17 protein-coding genes are annotated in these 14,301 nt (G+C 65.1%); 16 read left to right on the top strand and 1 reads right to left on the bottom strand.

The window, feature by feature from the left end; genetic code table 11:
- Window positions 1–461 precede the first annotated feature (461 nt).
- Entirely contained in the window at window positions 462–1,115 is a 654-nt protein-coding gene (locus tag KQ910_RS08800) for a TetR/AcrR family transcriptional regulator (RefSeq protein WP_216958414.1), read from the top strand.
- Between the two features lie 91 nt (window positions 1,116–1,206).
- Here the strand turns inward: KQ910_RS08800 and KQ910_RS08805 are convergent, their stop codons facing one another.
- Window positions 1,207–1,662 carry a c-type cytochrome gene (locus tag KQ910_RS08805; protein ID WP_216958416.1) on the bottom strand — a complete coding sequence of 152 codons (456 nt, stop codon included), beginning with the start codon at window positions 1,660–1,662 and terminating at the stop codon, window positions 1,207–1,209.
- A 199-nt stretch (window positions 1,663–1,861) separates the two neighbouring features.
- On the opposite strand from KQ910_RS08805, the gene KQ910_RS08810 reads away from it, so the two are divergent.
- The 15 genes from KQ910_RS08810 (at window position 1,862) to KQ910_RS08880 (ending at window position 14,295) form a co-directional block, all read left to right on the top strand.
- Window positions 1,862–2,557 carry a cytochrome b/b6 domain-containing protein gene (locus KQ910_RS08810; protein ID WP_216958418.1) on the top strand — a complete coding sequence of 232 codons (696 nt, stop codon included), beginning with the start codon at window positions 1,862–1,864 and terminating at the stop codon, window positions 2,555–2,557.
- A gap of 78 nt (window positions 2,558–2,635) precedes the next feature.
- The gene (locus tag KQ910_RS08815) at window positions 2,636–3,484 is read left to right on the top strand and encodes an AAA family ATPase (protein WP_216958419.1); all 849 of its coding nucleotides are present in this window, start codon (window positions 2,636–2,638) and stop codon (window positions 3,482–3,484) included.
- 22 nt (window positions 3,485–3,506) lie between these two features.
- Entirely contained in the window at window positions 3,507–4,688 is a 1,182-nt protein-coding gene (locus KQ910_RS08820) for a vWA domain-containing protein (protein WP_216958421.1), read from the top strand.
- Between the two features lie 30 nt (window positions 4,689–4,718).
- Entirely contained in the window at window positions 4,719–6,398 is a 1,680-nt protein-coding gene (locus KQ910_RS08825) for a thiamine pyrophosphate-requiring protein (protein WP_369408375.1), read from the top strand.
- Window positions 6,399–6,514: 116 nt separating this feature from the next.
- Window positions 6,515–6,904, top strand: coding sequence for a thioredoxin domain-containing protein (locus KQ910_RS27370; RefSeq protein ID WP_216958425.1), 390 nt, complete (start codon window positions 6,515–6,517; stop codon window positions 6,902–6,904).
- Window positions 6,905–6,919: 15 nt separating this feature from the next.
- On the top strand, window positions 6,920–7,573 hold the full coding sequence (locus tag KQ910_RS27375; protein WP_216958427.1) for a TlpA disulfide reductase family protein: 654 nt from the start codon (window positions 6,920–6,922) through the stop codon (window positions 7,571–7,573).
- A gap of 142 nt (window positions 7,574–7,715) precedes the next feature.
- The gene (locus KQ910_RS08840; protein ID WP_216958428.1) at window positions 7,716–8,165 is read left to right on the top strand and encodes a (2Fe-2S)-binding protein; all 450 of its coding nucleotides are present in this window, start codon (window positions 7,716–7,718) and stop codon (window positions 8,163–8,165) included.
- Window positions 8,166–8,179: 14 nt separating this feature from the next.
- Complete coding sequence (locus KQ910_RS08845; RefSeq protein ID WP_216958430.1) at window positions 8,180–10,351, top strand: xanthine dehydrogenase family protein molybdopterin-binding subunit; 2,172 nt, start codon at window positions 8,180–8,182, stop codon at window positions 10,349–10,351.
- Window positions 10,351–10,644 (top strand): c-type cytochrome, encoded by a 294-nt coding sequence (locus KQ910_RS08850; protein ID WP_216958432.1) that lies wholly within the window; start codon window positions 10,351–10,353, stop codon window positions 10,642–10,644. Before KQ910_RS08845 ends, KQ910_RS08850 begins: the two co-directional genes overlap by 1 nt.
- A gap of 12 nt (window positions 10,645–10,656) precedes the next feature.
- Window positions 10,657–11,913: an NAD(P)/FAD-dependent oxidoreductase gene (locus KQ910_RS08855; RefSeq protein WP_229600359.1), complete on the top strand. Its 1,257-nt coding sequence runs from the start codon at window positions 10,657–10,659 to the stop codon at window positions 11,911–11,913.
- A 4-nt stretch (window positions 11,914–11,917) separates the two neighbouring features.
- Window positions 11,918–12,352 carry a sulfur oxidation c-type cytochrome SoxX gene (gene soxX / locus KQ910_RS08860; RefSeq protein ID WP_216958434.1) on the top strand — a complete coding sequence of 145 codons (435 nt, stop codon included), beginning with the start codon at window positions 11,918–11,920 and terminating at the stop codon, window positions 12,350–12,352.
- Window positions 12,353–12,799: a SoxY-related AACIE arm protein gene (locus KQ910_RS08865; protein WP_216958436.1), complete on the top strand. Its 447-nt coding sequence runs from the start codon at window positions 12,353–12,355 to the stop codon at window positions 12,797–12,799.
- Window positions 12,799–13,119, top strand: coding sequence for a thiosulfate oxidation carrier complex protein SoxZ (gene soxZ, locus KQ910_RS08870; RefSeq protein ID WP_216958438.1), 321 nt, complete (start codon window positions 12,799–12,801; stop codon window positions 13,117–13,119). Before KQ910_RS08865 ends, soxZ begins: the two co-directional genes overlap by 1 nt.
- Complete coding sequence (soxA, locus tag KQ910_RS08875) at window positions 13,116–13,892, top strand: sulfur oxidation c-type cytochrome SoxA (protein WP_216958440.1); 777 nt, start codon at window positions 13,116–13,118, stop codon at window positions 13,890–13,892. The genes soxZ and soxA overlap by 4 nt, the downstream gene beginning before the upstream one ends.
- Before the next feature lie 130 nt (window positions 13,893–14,022).
- Complete coding sequence (locus tag KQ910_RS08880; protein ID WP_216958442.1) at window positions 14,023–14,295, top strand: hypothetical protein; 273 nt, start codon at window positions 14,023–14,025, stop codon at window positions 14,293–14,295.
- The last annotated feature ends 6 nt before the right edge of the window (window positions 14,296–14,301 follow it).

Here is a 14,301-nt window from a genome sequence, read left to right on the forward strand (position 1 = left end):
TTTGTTAGTCCGGTTTGGTCTCAAATTGCATCGCTGAAGGTTTTTGAGGAACGATCAAGAGGCAGCGCTTCGACCCAGCGCTCCAACCAGAGAATCCAGAAAGCCCGCCGGCGGCCTCCCAAGCCGCTCATCGAAGCCCCTTCCCACACACCCCAAGGCTTCGATACCCCACACCCAGGCGGGCTCATAAGGAAGGCCGGTCGTTCCCCAAGCGACCGGCCTTTCGTATTTTTCGGTGCGTTCAATCCATCGTCCATGAATCTGCAGGCTGGCGGCCAAGCAGATCAGTTTCATATATTGCGGCAGAAATGCAATCTCAGATCGACAAAAACGCCTATCTGAGAGTTTATAAATGCAGATAAATAAGGGTTTCGTCTATTTTAGATATGCATTTTTGCAAGTTACGCAAAATCGGGAGGATGGTAGATTTTTGACAGGATAACTTTCCCCAGTCGGTTTCCATGAAGATTGTCGGATTTCCCGTTGATGTCTCGCGCTCGCAGGATAGCCGCATCTTACGAGGGCAGCGGATCCGGCAGTCACTGATCCAGACCACCCTGGATCTTATCCAGGCTGGCGATGTGGAACCGAGTCCGGGGGTCATTGCCTCCATTGCGGGCGTTCCGGGACCTGTCCTTTTCCAGCATTTTCCCCAACTCCCGGACCTCTACGAGGCCGCGTTCGAGCTGTCGGTCAGCCGGGCCTTCGATCCCGATCGTCCCGTGAATCGGACGGTGCCCCTGGCCAAGCGCACGGCATTGCTCGTGTCGGACCGGGCGCAGACCTTCGAGCAATGGTTGCCGGTCTGGCACTTCGCCGAGCGCGTGCGCGGCGCGGCGCCGGCCGTCAGCCACGGGATCGCGCATCTCCGCCGGATGCTCCGGGAGCGCGTTGCGATCTGGTTTGCCGTCGAACTCGACGCGCTCGAGCCTACGGCGCGCGAGCCGGTTCTCGATTCCCTCGACGTGGCCTTCGGATTCGAGCGCTGGATGAACATGCGCGACCGGCTGCGTCTTTCGCCGATGAATGCTTCGCGCACCTGGCGCTTCGAGGCCGAATCGATCGTCCGGCGGGCCTTTACCACGGTGTCCGGTCACAGCGGCGCGGCCGCCTGAGCCCGGCGGACCTCATTCGGTCAAAACGAAAGGGCGGCGGAATGAACCGCCGCCCTTTGTCTGTAGAGGCGTCTTTCGGGACAGCGCGGGCCTAGTTGGCCTTCGCCTGGAACTTCTGATGGCAGGCGCCGCAGGTCTTGCCGACATCGGCGAAGGCCGTCGCCAGGGCCTCGGTATTGCCGGAGCCGGCGGCGACCGCGAGCTTGTCGTAGGCGGCGTCAGACGCCTTGCTGGCGGCCTGGAAGCCCGCCCAGTCGGTCCAGACGGCTGGCAGGGCGCGCGTCTCGCCCTTGTCCGAACCGGCCGGGAACATCTTCACGAAGGCGGCCTCGAGCGTCTTGAGCTTGGCGGCCTGCTCCACCGCGCCGGCAGTCGGGCCCTTGGCGTCGACGATGGCCTTCACGGCGCGCATCGCGGCGGCCGCCTGCTTGCGGTTGTCCTTGCGCTGGGCGATCACGTCGCCCTGGGCCATCGCGATCGTCGCGCCGCCCACCATTGATCCAGCCGCCAAGGCGCCGATCAACGCCACAACCAAAGTCTTCCTCATACGACCATCCCCTTTGAATTACGGTCCACGGGCAATTTATGCCTCGCCGACGGTGTATTTGTTGCAGAGGTTGGCGCGGAAAGCGAATAGGCACGTGGACCACGATCAATCACGACTGCGTGTGGTGGCCCCTCGTAACCCCTGCCCACCGGGCCGAAGGTTCGATTATGCTCGCCGCTTGCACAGGAGATGACGACCGATGGGCGGCAAGAACGACAAGATCCTCGTCTGGGACGTTCCCGTCCGGTTGTTCCACTGGCTGCTCGTGATCCTGATGGCGACCTCGTATTTCAGCGGCCGCGCCAAGGGCGACTGGATGCAACTGCACTTCTGGTCGGGCTACGCCATCCTGACGCTGCTGCTCTTCCGCATCGTCTGGGGCTTCGTCGGAAGCAGCACGGCGCGATTCTCGAGCTTCCTGAAGGGCCCCGGCGCGGCGCTTGCCCACGTCTCGCACCTGTTCCGCAAGGAAGGCCCGCGCGACGTCGGTCACAACCCGATGGGCGGCGCGATGGTCGTGGTTCTGATCTTCGCCGTGCTGGCCCAGGTCGTGGCCGGTCTTTTCACGGCCGACACCGACACCGGCATGGTGAACGGACCGCTGGCGCTCAAGGTCGCCGACAAATGGGTCGACCGCGCCACCGCCTTCCATGCCTGGTGGATCAACGTGCTGCTGATCCTGGTGGCGATCCATGTCGCGGCCGTCGCGCTCTACCTCGTCTGGAAGCGGCACAACCTGATTGGCCCGATGATCACCGGCCGCAAGCGGCTCGACCAAGCGGTCGAGCCGGGCGAGCCCGCACCGCGGCTCCGCTTCGGCTCGGGCCGCCTTGCGATGTCTGTCCTGCTGGCCTGCGCCGCCCTGGTCTACTTCATCGTGCGCGCGGGCGGCTGACCTGCTCGCGCGGCCTTGCTGGCCCGAAACCGCCCCTCTAGGGTGGTCGAAACAACAGAGAAATTTGGATTTTGCACCATGAAATTTACCGGTACCGACTCCTACGTTGCCAGCGACGACCTGCGCGTTGCCGTTAACGCGTCCATCGCGCTGCAGCGCCCGCTGCTCATCAAGGGCGAGCCGGGCACCGGCAAGACCGTGCTGGCACATGAGGTCGCCAAGGCGCTGAACGCCCCGATCATCGAGTGGCACATCAAGTCGACCACCAAGGCGCAGCAGGGCCTCTACGAGTACGATGCGGTCTCGCGCCTGCGCGACAGCCAGCTCGGCGACGAGCGCGTGAAGGACATCGGCAACTACATCAAGCGCGGCAAGATGTGGGATGCCTTCACCGCCGAGACCCGGCCGATCCTGCTGATCGACGAGATCGACAAGGCCGACATCGAGTTCCCGAACGACCTGCTGCTCGAGCTCGATCGCATGCAGTTCTACGTCTACGAGACGCAGCAGACGATCAAGGCCGAGCAGCGCCCGATCGTGATGATCACTTCGAACAACGAGAAGGAGCTGCCGGACGCCTTCCTGCGCCGCTGCTTCTTCCACTACATCCGCTTCCCCGATCGCGAGACGATGACGCAGATCGTCGATGTCCACTTCCCCGACCTGCAGCGCAACCTGCTGCGCGAGGCGCTTAACGTGTTCTACGACATCCGCGAAGTGCCGGGCCTCAAGAAGAAGCCGTCGACCTCCGAGCTGCTCGACTGGCTGAAGCTGCTGATGGTCGAGGACATGTCGCCTGAGTCGCTGCGGTCGAAGGACAGCAAGCAGCTCATCCCGCCGCTGCATGGCGCGCTGCTCAAGAACGAGCAGGACGTGCACCTGTTCGAGCGCCTGGCCTTCATGGCGCGGCGGGAGCAGCGTCAGTAATCAACGCTGAGAGGAGAACGCGATGTTCATCAACTTCTTCCTCGAGCTGCGCAACGCCAAGCTGCCGGTGTCCATCAAGGAATATCTTTCCCTGATGGACGCGATGGACAAGGGAGTCGCCGACTACAGCGTCGACGACTTCTACTATCTGTCGCGCGCCGCGCTGGTGAAGGACGAGCGCAATCTCGACAAGTTCGACCGCGTGTTCGGCACGGTGTTCAAGGGCCTCGAGGCGCTGCCCGCCGAGGGCGTCGCCGCCGAGATTCCCGAGGAATGGCTGCGCAAGCTGGCCGAGAAGCTTCTCACCGAAGAGGAGAAGAAGCAGATCGAGTCGATGGGCGGCTGGGAGAAACTCATGGAGACGCTGAAGAAGCGTCTCGAGGAGCAGCAGAAGCGCCACCAGGGCGGCAGCAAGTGGATCGGCACCGCCGGCACTTCGCCGTTCGGCGCCTACGGCTTCAATCCCGAGGGCGTGCGCATCGGCCAGGACAAGGGTCGCGAGGGCCGCGCCGTCAAGGTGTGGGACAAGCGCGAGTACAAGAACCTCGACGACACGGTCGAGATCGGCACGCGCAACATCAAGATCGCGCTGCGCCGGCTTCGCAAGTTCGCGCGCGAGGGCGCCGAGGTCGAGCTGGACATGCCCGACACGATCCGCTCGACCGCATGCAACGCTGGCTACCTCGACATCAAGATGGTGCCGGAGCGGCGCAACAAGGTGAAGCTGCTGATCCTGTTCGACATCGGCGGCTCCATGGACGCCCATATCCGCGTTTGCGAGGAGCTGTTCTCGGCGGCGCGCTCGGAGTTCAAGCACCTCGAATTCTTCTACTTCCACAACTGCCTCTACGAGAAGCTGTGGAAGGACAACCGTCGCCGCCACGTCGATACCTTCTCGACGCAGCAGATGCTCCATACCTATCCGCCGGACTACAAGATCCTGTTCGTCGGCGACGCCTCGATGAGCCCCTACGAGATCGCCTATCCGGGCGGCTCGGTGGAGCACTGGAACGAGGAGTCGGGACAGACCTGGATCCAGCGCGTGTCCGACACCTATCGGAGCATGGTGTGGCTGAACCCGGTGCCCGAACGGCACTGGAGCTACACGCCGTCGATCCAGCTGCTGCAACAGCTCAGCAGCAATCGCATGTTCCCGCTCACCTTGGGCGGCCTCGACAGCGCGATGAAGGAACTGAACAAATAACACGCGGTGTCATCCTGAGCGTAGTGAAGGATCCTTCGCTGCGCTCAGGATGACACTGTCGATTGGGAGGGAAGAATGAAGACCGGCCCGGCAATCGCTGAAATCCTGAAGCGGGAAGGGGTCGAGTATCTCTTTGCCTATCCCGTCAATCACCTGATCGAGCATTGCGCGGCCATCGATATCCGCCCGATCATCGTGCGCCAGGAGCGTATCGGCCTGCACATGGCCGACGCCATGTCGCGCCTGACCAAGGGTCGCAAGATGGGCGTGTTCTGCATGCAGAGCGGCCCGGGTTCGGAGAACGCCTATGGCGGCGTGGCCCAGGCGTTCGGCGAATCGGTGCCGCTGCTGGTCATTCCGGCGGGCTATCCGCGCCGCATCGCGCACGTGCCGCCGAACTTCAATTCGACCATCACCATGGCGCACGTCGCCAAGCATGCCGAGCCGATCACCTCGGGCGCCGACATCGAAAACATCATGCGCCGGGCCTTCAGCCTGCTGCGCAACGGCCGCGGTGCGCCGGTCATCATCGAGTTCCCGGCGGAGGCCAATGGCGAGGACGCGCCCGATCCGCTGACCTATGTGCCGGTCGTTGCGACCAAGTACGGTCCTGATCCGGCCGCGGTGAAGGAAGCCGCCAAGGTGCTGGTCGAGGCCAAGCGCCCGGTCATCTATGCCGGCCACGGCGTTCACTGGGCCGAGGCCTATGATGAGCTGAAGGAGCTGGCCGAGCTGCTGGCGATTCCCGTCTGCACTTCGCTCCAGGGCAAGAGCAGCTTCGACGAGACCCATCCGCTGTCGCTGGGCTCCGGCGGCCGCGCGTACCCGAAGCAGGTGCGCCATTTCCTAGACAATTGCGACGTGCTGTTCGGTATCGGATGCTCGTTCACCGAGACGAACTTCGGCATCTCGATGCCGAAGGGCAAGACGGTGATCCACACGACGCTGGATCCCAACCATCTCAATAAGGACGTGCGCGCCCAGTACGGGCTGATCGGCGATGCGAAGCTCGCGCTGCGCGCGATGATCGACGAGTGCAGCAAGCTCGTCGGGGGCAAGCAGCGCGATGCCACGCCGATCGTGGCCGAGATCAAGCCAATCGCCGACGCGTGGCTCAACGAGTGGATGCCCAAGCTCACCAACAACGAGGCACCGCTCAATCCGTATCGCGTTCTGTGGGACCTGCAGCACACGGTCGACAAGGCCAACACGATCATCACCCACGATGCCGGCAGCCCGCGCGACCAGCTCTCGCCGTTCTGGAAGACGACCGCGCCGCACACCTACATCGGCTGGGGCAAGACCACCCAGCTGGGCTACGGGCTCGGCCTCGCGATGGGCGCCAAGCTCGCCTGCCCGGACAAGCTCTGTATCAATGTCTGGGGCGACGCCGCCATCGGCTTCACCGGCATGGACTTCGAGACGGCGGTGCGCGAGCGCATTCCGATCATGTCGATCCTGCTCAACAACTTCTCGATGGCGATCGAGCTTCACATCATGAAGGTGTCGACCGAGAAGTACCGTTCGACCGACATCTCGGGCGACTACGCCGCGATGGCCAAGGCCTTCGGCGGCTACGGCGAGCGCATCACCAAGCCGGAGGACATCATCCCGGCGATCAAGCGCGGCATCGAGCAGACAAAGAAGGGCGTGCCCGTCCTGCTTGAGTTCATCACCTCCAAGGAAGTGACGATCTCTACGCCGAAGTGACACTCGCGTAGCGAGTGTCATCCTGAGGCCAAAGGCCGAAGGATCCTTCCGATGCAGAAGGATCCCTCGCTGCGCTCGGGATGACAAGGTGTGATCGTTGAGACTAGGCTCGCGGCATGACGATGATCCTCACCCCGACCGCCGAACACGACGTCGCCGCCCATGACGGCCTCTGGATCAGTCCCGTCGATGCCGAGCGCGTCACGGGCTGGACGCTGAAGCCCGAAGGCATGTGCCGCGCGGATCTGTGCGTGCCCTTGCCCGCTTCGGCTCTTGCCCCGAACGAAATCGACCTCGAAGCGTTCTGGACGAAGCTCGGCGGCCCCGTGATCGCGAGCGATCGGCGCGACGTGTGGGCGCTGGGCGCCCCGCCGGAAGAACGTAATGCCGCGCTCGAAGGGCTCGAGGCGCCGGACTTCACTTTGCCGGACGTGGACGGTGTGCCGCGATCGCTGTCGCAGTTGCGCGGCCGCAAGGTCTTCCTCGCCACATGGGCCAGTTGGTGAGGCTGCCGATTTGACTTGCCCGTGTGGCAGGCCCTCTACGAAGAACTGAAGGACAAGGGGTTCATGGTCGTGGCCGTGGCGCAGGAGAGCCGCGGCGCCGATCACGCCCGCCCGTGGATCGAGCAGGCGAAGTCGTCCTACTGGCAGCTGATCGATGCCGAGCACGGGCTGGAAGACCTCTACAATCTCGTGAACGTGCCACAGGCGATCTGGATCGACGAGCAGGGTCGCATCGCACGGCCGCCCGAGACGGCGGGCTCGACCGACCATTTCCGGCGCATGGATCTCACGACGCGCACGATGACTCCCGGAGACCAGGCCGAGCGCCTCGCTGCGCGACAGGCCTATCTGGACGCGGTGCGCGCCTGGGTGTCGACGGGGGCGCATGCGCTTCCCGCCGATGAAGCGCGCGCCAATCTGCCGAAGGTCACGCCGGAGATCGCCGAAGCGCGGGCGCGGTTCCGTCTCGGCGTCTGGCTGCGCGCCAACGGCCGCGCGGCCGAGGGCGACCTCCAGATGGCGGAAGCGAGCCGCCTGCATCCGGAGTCGTGGAGCCTGTGGCGCCAGGCCGCGGACATCGACGAGGTCGGCAAGGCGTCGGGCCCCGATTTCTGGAAGCGCGTGCAGGCGCTGGGCGATCGTCCGTATTATCCACCACCCAAACTGTAGTTCGCCAGCGACACGGACCAGCCACAATCGGCTGATGGCTGCGAGACCATCACACCTCCGTGAGAGCGGGATGGTTGCTTGGGCGGTGGCACCCTGGCTGGGTTAGGTTGTTTCTATATTTCCTGAATAACGGGAGACTGGGATGGCTGTCCTCAACGTCAACGGCAAGGCGGTCGAATACACCGCCGACCCGAACACTCCGCTTCTCTGGGTCCTGCGCGAGCAACTGGGCCTGACCGGTACCAAGTATGGCTGCGGCATCGCGCAATGCGGCTCCTGCACCGTCCATATCGACGGTGCGCCCGTGCGCTCCTGCACCGTGCCGGTCAACACCGTTGGCGACAAGAAGGTCCTGACCATCGAGGCCGTGGCCGCCAACGGCGTGCTGAACAAGATCCAGAAGGCCTGGGTGGAACTTGACGTTCCCCAGTGCGGCTACTGCCAGAGCGGCATGGTGATGGCGGCGACGGCGCTGCTCGCCGCCAAGCCCAACCCGACCGATGCCGACATCGACGCGGCCATGACCAACATCTGCCGCTGTGGCACCTATCAACAGGTTCGCGCGGCCATCCACGCTGCGGCGAAGGCCTGAGGGAGGAACGCATCATGACGATCCAGACATCCCTCGGCCGTCGCGGCTTCCTCGTCAGTGGCGCCGCCGTCGCCGGCGGCTTCTCCCTCGGCTTCCATCTGCCCTTCGACGAGAACGTGGCCCATGCCCAGGCCGTCAAGGAACTGAACGCCTGGGTGGTCATCCATCCCGACGACAAGGTGGTGATCCGCATCGCCCGCTCCGAGATGGGGCAGGGCACGCTCACCGGCCTCTGCCAGCTCGTGGCCGAAGAACTCGAGTGCGACTGGAACAAGGTCACCTGGGAGTATCCGACGCCGGGAGAGAACCTGAAGCGCAACCGCGTCTGGAGGAACTTCTCGACCGGCGGCAGCCGCGGCATCCGCGAGAGCCAGCAGTATGTTCGCGAGGGCGGTGCCATCGCGCGCGAGATGCTGATTGCCGCGGCAGCCAAGCAATGGAACGTGCCGGCCGGCGAATGCAGCGCGGCCAACAGCACCATCACCCACAAGGCGTCGGGCAAGACGGTGACCTATGGCGCCGTTGCCGCGGCGGCGGCGGAACTCGAACCGCCCAAGGAAGTGAAGCTGAAGGACCCGAAGGACTGGAAGGTCGCGGGCAAGCCGCTGAAGCGGCTCGACACGGTCGAGAAGGTCACGGGCAAGCAGCTCTACGGCATGGACCACACGATGCCGGGCCTGCTGAACGCCACCGTGCGCGCCTGCCCGGTGATCGGTGGCAAGCTCAAGGACTTCGACGCCAGCAAGGCCGAGAAGATGCCGGGCGTGAAGAAGATCTTTGCGATCGACGGCAACGCCGTCGTGGTCGTGGCCGACACCTACTGGCAGGCCAAGACCGCACTCGACGCCGTCACCACCAACTGGGACATCGGCGAGCTCGGCAAGGTGTCGACGGAGACGATCAACGCGATGCTGAAGGAGGGACTCGACGCCAAGGAAGCCTTCGTCGGCAACAAGGCGGGCGATGCCCAGAAGGCGATCGAGGGCGCGGCCAAGAAGGTCGAGGCGGTCTATAGCTTCCCCTACCAGCATCACGTCACTATGGAGCCGATGAACGCTACCGCGCGCTACACGGCCGACAAGTGCGAGGTCTGGTGCGGCACCCAGAACGGTGAGGCCGCGCTTGCCGCGGCGTCGGAAGCGGCCGGCCTGCCGGTCGCCAAGTGCGAGGTCTACAAGCTCATGCTGGGCGGCGGCTTCGGCCGGCGCGGCCGGTCGGACTATGTCCGGCAGGCGGTGCTCGCCGCCAAGGAAATGCCCGGCACGCCGATCAAGCTCATCTGGTCGCGCGAAGAGGACATGACGCACTGTCAGTATCATCCGACTACGATGGCCAAGATGACGGCCGGCCTCGATGCCCAGGGCAACCTGGTCGGCCTGCACATCCGCCTCTCGGGTCAGTCGATCCTGGCGTCGCTGCTGCCCCAGAACCTTGTGAACGGCATGGATCCCATCGCCTTCCAGGGGCTGATGCAGACCGGCGTCGAAGCGGCCTACGGCTACGACTTGCCGAACCTGCTGTTCGACCATGCGATGCGCAATCCGCACATCACGGCCGGGTTCTGGCGCGGCGTGAACGTGAACCAGAACGCCGTCTACATGGAATGTTTCATGGACGAGCTGGCGGAAGCGGCGGGCCAGGATCCGCTCGCCTATCGCCTGAAGTACCTGAAGCCCAAATGGGCGGCGGTGCTGAAGGCGGCCTGCGACAAGGCGGGCTACGGCAAGCCGCTGCCCGAGGGCCGCTTCCACGGCATCTCGCAGGTCATGGGCTATGGCAGCTACGTCGCCGGCGTCGCCGAGGTGTCGGTGAGCAAGGACGGGCAGCTCAAGATCCACAAGATCACGGCCGCCACCAATCCCGGCCATGTGGTCAATCCGGCGCAGATCGACCGCCAGGTCGCGGGCTCGTTCGTCTATGGCCTGTCTGCGGCGCTGTACGGCGAGATCACGGTCAAGGACGGGGCGGTCGAGCAGACCAACTTCGACACCTACAACGTGATGCGCATCGACGAGATGCCCGACGTCGAGACAGTGCTCGTTCCCACCAACGACTTCTGGGGTGGCGTCGGCGAGCCGACCATCGCCGTCGCCGCGCCGGCCGTACTCAACGCGATCGCCAAGGCGACGGGCAAGCGGGTGCGCAACCTGCCGCTGATGCATCACGAGCTGAAGAAAGGCGTCTGATGGTCCGGTCGCTGCTGTCGGGCCTGGCTGGCATTGTGTTGCTGGCGGACCCGGCCTCGGCGGCCGATGCCCCGCCGGGCGCCAGTTCCTGCACGGGCTGCCACGCGCCGAAGAAGGTGGCGGATTCGGTGATGCCGCATATCGTCGGCCGCAAGGCCGAGGATATCGTCACCTTCATGCGCGAGTATCGCAGCGGCGCGTGGCCCTCGAGCGTTATGGGCCGCATCGCCAAGGGCTTCGACGACCAGCAGACCCAGGCCATCGCGGCCTGGTTCGCCGCGCAGCCGGAGTAAGTGGAGCAGGCATTGGCCACGCGCCGTCATTTCCTGAAGCTCAGCGCCGCTGCCGGACTAGCGCCGGCCGTGGTGTCCGCGCAGGGCAGGGCGAAGGTCGTCGTGATCGGCGGCGGCTTCGGCGGCGCCACGGCGGCGCGCACGCTGAAGTCCCTGCAGCCTGCGCTCGACGTCACCCTTGTCGAGCCCAATCCCGTTTACACGTCCTGCCCGTTCAGCAACGCCGTGCTGGCCAACCTGCGGGAAATCGACCGGCAGCAGTTCGGCTACGACGGTATCAAGAGCGCGGGCGTCACGGTCGCCCAGACGAGCGCGAGCGCGGTCGATCCCGAGGCTAAGACGGTAGCGCTGGCCGACGGCAACAGGCTTTCCTACGACCGGCTGGTCATGACGCCCGGCATCGACTTCAACTGGGGCGCCATCGCGGGCTACGACGAGGCTGCCGCACAGAAGATGCCGCATGCGTGGAAGGCGGGCGACCAGACCGTGCTGCTGCGCCGGCAGTTGCAGGCCATGGACGATGGCGGACTAGTCGTTATGTCGGCGCCGGCCAATCCCTTCCGCTGCCCGCCCGGCCCCTATGAGCGCGCCAGCCTGATCGCCTACTGGCTCAAGATCTGGAAGCCGAAGTCGAAGCTGCTGCTGCTCGATGCCAAGGATGCCTTCTCCAAGCAGCGCCTGTTCCAGAACGGCTGGGCCGAGCTGTATCCGGGCATGATCGAATGGGTACCGCTCAGCAAGGGCGGCAAGGTGACGTCCGTCGATTCCGCGACACTGACGCTCACGACCGAGTTCGCGAGCCACAAGGCCGCCGTCGCCAACGTGATCCCGCCGCAGAAGGCTGGCGCCATCGCCGCGCAAGCTGGCGTCGCCGACCGCACCGGCTGGTGCCCCGTCGAACCTGTTGCTTTCGAATCGACCTTGCGGCCGGGCATCCACGTGCTGGGCGACGCAGCCATCATGGGCGGCATGCCCAAGTCCGCCTTCGCGGCCAATGCGCAGGCCAAGGTCTGCGCCGCGGCGCTGGTGCGCCTGCTGGCCGGCGACAAGCCGCAGGATCCGATCCTGATCAACACCTGCTACAGCCTCATGGCGGCCGATTACGGCATCTCGATTGCCGGCGTTTATCGCCCCGACAAGGGCCAGCTCACCGATATTCCGGGCGCCGGCGGCTCCAGCCCGCTGGTTGCCGTGGGCGGCCTGCGTGGCCAGGAGGCGCTCTATGCGTTGAGCTGGTTCCGCACCATCACCGCCGAGACCTTCGGTTGATGCGATGCGGATCCCGCTCGTCATCGCTCTCTTGCTCATCGCGTATCCCGCGGCTGCCCAGCCGGTCACGCCACAGATCGTGGACGATGCCATCCCGGCTTCGCTCACCGGCAGGCCGGGCGACGCCGCAAGAGGGCGGGCCATCGTCGCCAACCGCAGCACCGGCCTCTGCCTGCTCTGCCATTCCGGACCGATCGCCGAAGAACGCTTCCAGGGCGATATTGCGCCGAGCCTCGCCGGGGCGGGCTCGCGCTGGTCGGAGGGACAGTTGCGCTTGCGGATCGTCGACGGCGCGCGTCTCAATGCGGACACGATCATGCCGGCCTACTATCGAACCGACGGCCTGCAGCGGGTCGCCCGCAACTTCGAGGGAAAGACCATCCTCTCGGCCGGGCAGGTCGAGGATGTCGTGGCCTATCTCGTTACGTTGAAGGATTGAATGGATCGTCGTCGTTTCCTGGCCGGTACGGCCGCCACCGTTATCGTCCTGCCGCTTGCGCGCGCGTCGGCGACGCAGGAAGCCATGGCCGATGCAATCAGGAAGGTGGTCGGCACGACCACCCCGACCGAGGGCCGCGTGAAGCTCGACGTGCCGCCGCTGGTCGAGAATGGCAACACCGTGCCGCTCACCATCACGGTCGAGAGCCCGATGACTGCGGCTGATTACGTCAAGGCGATCCATGTCTTCAACGAGAAGAATCCGCAGCCCAACGTCTTGTCCGCGCGGCTCGGCCCCCATAGCGGGAAGGCTATCGTGGGTACGCGCATCAAGCTGGGAGACAGCCAGCGGATCGTCGCCATTGCAGAGACGAGCGACGGCAAATTCTGGATAGGCGGCGCCGATGTGATCGTCACCCTGGCCGCCTGCCTCGAGGAGTCGACCTGATGTCGAACATCCTCGTGAACGCCCCCAAGACCGCCAAGCGCGGTGAGGTCGTCGAGATCAAGGCGCTGATCCTGCATCCGATGGAGACCGGCTTCCGGCCTGGCCCCAACGGCCGCATCATCCCGCGCAACATCATCGAGCGCTTCACCGCGACCTGGAACGGCACCGAGATCTTCGCGATGGAGATGTCGCCCGCGATCGCGGCCAACCCGTTCGTCTCCTTCTTCGCTCAGGCAAACGAGAGCGGCACGGTGATCCTGCGCTGGACCGGCGACGAGGGCTTCGCCGTCGAGGAGCGGGTCGCCATCGCCGTCGAATGAGCGCACGGCTCCTCTGCCTCGGCCTGGTGCTGGTCTTCGCCACCTCGTACGCGGCGGCGCAGGTGGCGACCGACAAACGACGCTCCGGCTACCAGGACATGGGCGAGGCGCTGCAGAAGATGCAGGACGACGACACGGCCAATCCCGGCATGCTGTTCGTCCAGCTTGGCGGCCAGCTCTGGGCGAAGCCCATGGGCACCGACAACAAATCCTGCGCCGACTGTCACGGCGCCGCGGCCAACAGCATGAAGGGCGTCGCCACACGCTACCCCGCGATCCCGCAGGGGGCCGATCGGCCCGTCGACCTCGAGGGCCGCATCAACCTCTGCCGCACCGAGAACCAGAAGGCCGAACGGTTGCCGCCGGAGAATCGCGACCTGCTGGCGCTCGAAGCCTACGTGGCGCACCAGTCGCGCGGCATGCCCATCGCGCCGCCCTACGGTCCGGTCCTCGACGCGTTTCGCGCGCAGGGCGAGGGGATCTACCGCCGCCGCCAGGGCCAGCTCAATCTATCCTGCGCAATCTGTCACGACGACAATGCCGGCAAGAAGCTGGCGGGCATCGCCATTCCGGAGGCTCATCCCACGGGCTATCCGATCTATCGCCTGGAGTGGCAGGCGCTGGGCTCGCTGAAGCGGCGGCTGCGCAATTGCCTGGTCGGCATTCGCGCCGAGGCGTGGCCGCTCGATGCGCCCGAATATGTCGCGCTCGAGCTCTATCTGATGGAGCGTGCGAAGGGCCTGCCGCTCGAAACGCCCGCGGTACGACCCTAGACGCGGGTCGCGCCGGGAGGTGAATTTTCTCCTGTCGGCGATCGAGGAAGCTATTCCTGCCGCCAGCGCCCGGCGATTCGACCGACCGTTTCATTGCTGGTGTCGCCGGCCGGACCGTACAGTCCCCATCATGCTCAGCCTTGCCAACACCCTCGCCGCCCGGGCGGCGCGTCTCATCCAGACGGCCTATCAGGAGCCCGCACTCTGGACCATTTCCACGCACGGGCGCGTGGTGGGCTCGCTGATGTGCGAAGCGGAGAGCTGGCGGATCTCATGGTTCGATGGCGCCGATCCTCGGCTCGTCAGCTATGGCGGCTGCGTCGACGGCGATCCCGATGCCCTGGCGATCGTGCTCAGCGAACGGCTCGGCGCCCCGGTTCGCCTGGAGTCGCTTCCGGTCTAGACTGAC

Source organism: Reyranella humidisoli, assembly GCF_019039055.1.
Taxonomy (GTDB): domain Bacteria; phylum Pseudomonadota; class Alphaproteobacteria; order Reyranellales; family Reyranellaceae; genus Reyranella; species Reyranella humidisoli.

Excerpts from the sequence above, each read along its gene's own strand:
- KQ910_RS08820 (WP_216958421.1), top strand. The coding sequence starts at position 3,507 with ATGTTCATCAACTTCTTCCTCGAGCTGCGCAACGCCAAGCTGCCGGTG.
- soxA (WP_216958440.1), top strand. The coding sequence starts at position 13,116 with ATGAGCGCACGGCTCCTCTGCCTCGGCCTGGTGCTGGTCTTCGCCACC.
- KQ910_RS08805 (WP_216958416.1), bottom strand. The coding sequence starts at position 1,662 with ATGAGGAAGACTTTGGTTGTGGCGTTGATCGGCGCCTTGGCGGCTGGA.
- KQ910_RS27370 (WP_216958425.1), top strand. The coding sequence starts at position 6,515 with ATGACGATGATCCTCACCCCGACCGCCGAACACGACGTCGCCGCCCAT.
- KQ910_RS08850 (WP_216958432.1), top strand. The coding sequence starts at position 10,351 with ATGGTCCGGTCGCTGCTGTCGGGCCTGGCTGGCATTGTGTTGCTGGCG.
- soxX (WP_216958434.1), top strand. The coding sequence starts at position 11,918 with ATGCGGATCCCGCTCGTCATCGCTCTCTTGCTCATCGCGTATCCCGCG.
- soxZ (WP_216958438.1), top strand. The coding sequence starts at position 12,799 with ATGTCGAACATCCTCGTGAACGCCCCCAAGACCGCCAAGCGCGGTGAG.
- KQ910_RS08800 (WP_216958414.1), top strand. The coding sequence starts at position 462 with ATGAAGATTGTCGGATTTCCCGTTGATGTCTCGCGCTCGCAGGATAGC.
- KQ910_RS08815 (WP_216958419.1), top strand. The coding sequence starts at position 2,636 with ATGAAATTTACCGGTACCGACTCCTACGTTGCCAGCGACGACCTGCGC.
- KQ910_RS08865 (WP_216958436.1), top strand. The coding sequence starts at position 12,353 with ATGGATCGTCGTCGTTTCCTGGCCGGTACGGCCGCCACCGTTATCGTC.
- KQ910_RS08845 (WP_216958430.1), top strand. The coding sequence starts at position 8,180 with ATGACGATCCAGACATCCCTCGGCCGTCGCGGCTTCCTCGTCAGTGGC.
- KQ910_RS08810 (WP_216958418.1), top strand. The coding sequence starts at position 1,862 with ATGGGCGGCAAGAACGACAAGATCCTCGTCTGGGACGTTCCCGTCCGG.
- KQ910_RS08880 (WP_216958442.1), top strand. The coding sequence starts at position 14,023 with ATGCTCAGCCTTGCCAACACCCTCGCCGCCCGGGCGGCGCGTCTCATC.
- KQ910_RS08840 (WP_216958428.1), top strand. The coding sequence starts at position 7,716 with ATGGCTGTCCTCAACGTCAACGGCAAGGCGGTCGAATACACCGCCGAC.